Genomic DNA, 3,856 nt, shown 5'->3' with positions numbered 1-3,856 from the left:
GGTCGAGCCCGCCCGAGCCGATGACGAAGGTGGCGGCGATCGCCAGCACGCCGATCGTCGAGGTCGCGAGCAGGATGTTGAGGAAGTTGCTGAGCGATAGGAAATAGGGCGACAAGAGCGCCATCGCCGTGCTCAGCGCCAGAAGCACCACCAGCGACTCCAGCCTGATGTGGAGCCTTTCGACGGATGCGCGCTGCACCCGCGCCCAGAAACCGGGCTGTTCAGAAGCCATGTCTTTGCACTCTTCGGGTAGGGGAGTAGGGGAGTAAGGCAGTAGGGCAGCAGGGAGTAGAGGAGCCAGGCCTGAGAAGCGCAACTTTTGCCTTCCCTTACTGCCCTACTCCCTTACTGCCCTATTCCCGTTCTCCATCCTACTTCACATACTGCAGCATCGGCTCCTTGCCGGCGTCGATCACGTCCTTGGTCAGCACCAGCGTAGGCACCGCGATGCTGTCCTCGACCTTGTCGCCCGCCAAGGCCTTCTTGACGTTCTCCACCGCCTGCTTGCCGACGAGGTAGGGAAGCTGCGCCACCGAGGCATTGAGGCGGCCTTCCTTGATCGACTTCACCGCGTCCGAATTGCCGTCGACGCCGATGATCGTCACCTGCGGGCCCTTGCCAGCGGCGTAAACCGACTCCACCGCGCCGAGCGCCATGCCGTCATTGGCGCAGAAGATGGCGACGAGGTCGGGATGCGCGGTCAGCGTGTCGGTGGCGATCGAGGCGGCCTTGCCGCGGTCCCAGTCGCCCGGCAGCGAGGCGACGATCTCCAGCCCGGGCGCCAGCTCTTTCAGCTTGTCGGCAAAGCCCTTGGCGCGCTTCTCGCCGGTGATGTTGCCGGAGAGGCCTTCGATGACCAGCACCGGCCCCTTGGCGTCCTTACCGAGCTTGCTTGCAAGATATTCGGCGCCCTGCGCGCCGGCGGCGATGTTGTCGGAGCCGATATGGAAGGTCACCTTGACGCCTTCCTTGTCGAGCACCGCCTGGTCGAGATTGTTGTCGAGGTCGACGATCTTGATGCCGGCGTCCTGCGCCGACTTAAGGCAAGGCAGAAGATTGGTCGAGTTGATGGCGGCGGTGATCATCGCCACCGGCTTGCGCTCCAGCATGGTGTTGCAGAGGTTGAGCTGCGGCTCGGCCGCCTGGTCGCTCTCTGCCGCTTGCTGGAAATATTTCACCCCGGCTTGTTTGGCGCCGTCCTCGACGCCCTGCGCCATCGCGCCCCAGAACGGATTGGCCAGCGTCTTCATCAGCACGCCATATTCGCCGTCTTCGGCCTTGGCGACGCCGATGGCGGAAAACGCAAGCGCGGCGCCGACGGCAAGCGTAAATCGATTTATCTTCAAGAAATGCGATGTCATTCGATCCTCCATTCGATCTTTGGCGCCGGATGCCTTGGCCAGGGCCGGCGCATGTTTCCGTTCACGACAATGGGGGCTATTGTCGGTCTCCTCCCCCGGAATGCGGGCCGTTGCCTGGCGAGCCAACGGATTCCCGCTCCAACACCTGGCAGGGTTCGAGCCGCGCCGTGGGTGGTCCCACCGCGCCTTCGACCCTGCGAAACAAAAGGTTCATCGCCCCGCTGGCGATCTGGCGCACCGGCTGCACCACGGCGGCGATCGCCGGCCATGTCACCTGCATCCATTCGGCGTCGTCGAAGCCGACCAGCGAGATGTCGTTCGGGCAATGCCAACCGCGCCGGCGGAATTCGGACAGCGCCACAAGCGTGCCCTTGAGCAGCAGCGAATAGACAGCGGTCGGCCGCTCGCCCCGACCGAAATAATCGCGCAGCGACGATCGCAGCGGCTCGACGCTGACCTCCGACGTGATCACGTCGATGCGGATGGACGGGTCGAGCGCCAGCGCCTGGGTGCGAAAACCTTCCAGGCGAGCGCGCACGGTTGCCGCGCCTTCGGCGAGACCGATGATCAGGATGTGCTTGTGGCCCTTGCCCACCAGCATCCGCGCAACCTCGGCGCTGGCGGCGGCGCTGTCGGCCGAAACGGTATCGAAAGCGTCGTCGGACAAGACGCGGTCGATCAGCACGCCGGTCATGCCGTTGGCTTTCATGAAGGAAGCCGCCGGCCCGTGCTCGTTGCGCACCGGCGCCAGCACCACGCCGGCAACGCGCCAGTCATGCATGCGGCCCAAGATCTCCTTTTCGCGCGCTTCCGATTCACGGCTCGACGCCGCGACCAGCGTGTAACCGCGCTGTTCGGCAAGGCCCTCCAGCTCGGTGACCATCTGGCCGAAGAACTCGCTTTCAAACTCGGGCATGATGGCGCCGATGATGCGGCGCTTGGCCCTGCGCATGTCGGAAGCTAGTGGATCGACGCGATAGGCCAGACGCTCGACGGCATCGAGGACGCGCTGCGCATTTTCGGGCTTCACCGTTGTGACACCGGCCAGCACCTTGGAAACGGTGGCCGCGGACACGCCGGCATGGCTTGCCACGTCGTGGATCGACGGACGCCTTTGCCGGGCTTCCTGTTGTGCCATTGACCTCCTCCCGAGGGTAGGCAGTCGATTTCCTGCCTTGCTATTCTAATCGATAAATCGATTTTTCGTTCTTGTAAATCGTTTCATCGTGGATAAGACTCGAAGATGTGATTGACGCGATCCAATCGTGTCCGGGAGGAAAATCATGTCCGACAAGACCTTGCCGCTGGTGATCAGCGCGCCCGAACCGCGCACGCTAGACCTTATCTTCACGCCGCCGCAACTGGCGCGCCTGCGCAGCCATTATCGCATTGTCGAGACCACGCCGGAAGGTGTTTCCGCCCTACCCGCCGAGACGCTGGCCGAGGCGCGTTACATCATAGGCCAGCCGCCGATTTCAGCAGAGACGCTGGAGAAACTGACGGCGCTGCGCTGCATCTTCAATGTCGAGACCAACCTCCTCAACAACATGCCCTATGAGACGCTGTTCGCGCGCGGCATCCATGTCGTCACCACTGGTCTTGTCTTTGCCGAACCGGTGGCCGAGCTCGGCCTCGCCATGGCGCTCAATCTCGCGCGCAACATCGTCGACGCCGATCTCGCCTTTCGCGAGGGCAAGGAACTCTGGGGCGGCGACGGCAACCAGACCGCGCGGCTTCTCTCCGGCGCAGATGTCGGCATCATCGGCTTCGGCGACCTCGGCCGTGCGCTCAACCGCCTGCTGACCGGCTTCCGCACCCGCACCAAGGTCTACGATCCGTGGCTGCCGCCGTCGATCCTGGTCGACAATGGCGTCGAGCCGGCCTCGCTGGACGAGGTGCTGTCGCAAAGCGATTTCGTCTTCGTCGTCGCTTCCGTCACCAGCGAGAACCAGGGTTTTCTCGGCGCCGACTCTTTTGCCAAAATGCGCCAGGGTGCCGCCTTCATCCTGCTCAGCCGCGCCGGCGTCGTCGATTTCCAGGCGTTGATGCAAGCCGTGAAGAGCGGCCACATCGTCGCCGCAAGTGACGTGTTCCCGGAAGAGCCGCTGCCCAAGGACCATCCCGTCCGAGCCGTCCCCGGCTTCCTGCGCTCCGCGCACCGCGCCGGCGCGCTGGACGTCGCCTTCAAGCGCATGGGCGACATGGTGCTGGAAGATATGGACCTCGTCGATCACGGCTTGCCGCCGCTGCGCTCCAAGCGGGCGGAGCGTGAGACGGTGTCGAGGATGCGCTCCAAGCCGGTCGACAGGAACTGAGGCTGGCTCGACTCGCTGACCACCCAGCACGCGCGTGTTCGGGACCGGCTTGATCGCTCGCTTCCGCCGGCCGAACTATGAGCAATCCTGATTTCGCCGGCGTTGCCCGGTCGGTGCAGCAGCTGGCGCCCCAGTAACTCACCCCTTCCGATTGCCGTCTCCGACAATGCGACGTGATCG

General features: G+C 64.0%; 3 protein-coding genes and 1 pseudogene. 1 reads left to right on the top strand and 3 read right to left on the bottom strand.

What is annotated here, in order from left to right; genetic code table 11:
- From EOA24_RS30145 to EOA24_RS30135, 3 genes and pseudogenes are all read right to left on the bottom strand, one after another.
- Positions 1-232, bottom strand: a pseudogene (locus tag EOA24_RS30145) (ABC transporter permease); the annotation flags it as partial.
- 139 nt (positions 233-371) lie between these two features.
- On the bottom strand, positions 372-1,361 hold the full coding sequence (locus EOA24_RS30140) for a substrate-binding domain-containing protein (protein WP_245466990.1): 990 nt from the start codon (positions 1,359-1,361) through the stop codon (positions 372-374).
- A gap of 76 nt (positions 1,362-1,437) precedes the next feature.
- Positions 1,438-2,499: a LacI family DNA-binding transcriptional regulator gene (locus EOA24_RS30135; protein ID WP_126081865.1), complete on the bottom strand. Its 1,062-nt coding sequence runs from the start codon at positions 2,497-2,499 to the stop codon at positions 1,438-1,440.
- 145 nt (positions 2,500-2,644) lie between these two features.
- Between EOA24_RS30135 and EOA24_RS30130 the strand changes: the two genes are divergently transcribed.
- Positions 2,645-3,676 (top strand): hydroxyacid dehydrogenase, encoded by a 1,032-nt coding sequence (locus tag EOA24_RS30130; RefSeq protein ID WP_126081864.1) that lies wholly within the window; start codon positions 2,645-2,647, stop codon positions 3,674-3,676.
- Positions 3,677-3,856 lie beyond the last annotated feature (180 nt).

The organism is Mesorhizobium sp. M2A.F.Ca.ET.039.01.1.1 (assembly GCF_003998035.1).
Taxonomy (GTDB): Bacteria; Pseudomonadota; Alphaproteobacteria; order Rhizobiales; family Rhizobiaceae; genus Mesorhizobium.
This window is presented reverse-complemented; position numbering and strand designations above follow the sequence as displayed.

What these genes read in the sequence shown, in the direction of transcription:
- EOA24_RS30140 (WP_245466990.1), bottom strand. Translation starts at nt 1,361, where the DNA reads ATGACATCGCATTTCTTGAAGATAAATCGATTTACGCTTGCCGTCGGC.
- EOA24_RS30135 (WP_126081865.1), bottom strand. Translation starts at nt 2,499, where the DNA reads ATGGCACAACAGGAAGCCCGGCAAAGGCGTCCGTCGATCCACGACGTG.
- EOA24_RS30130 (WP_126081864.1), top strand. Translation starts at nt 2,645, where the DNA reads ATGTCCGACAAGACCTTGCCGCTGGTGATCAGCGCGCCCGAACCGCGC.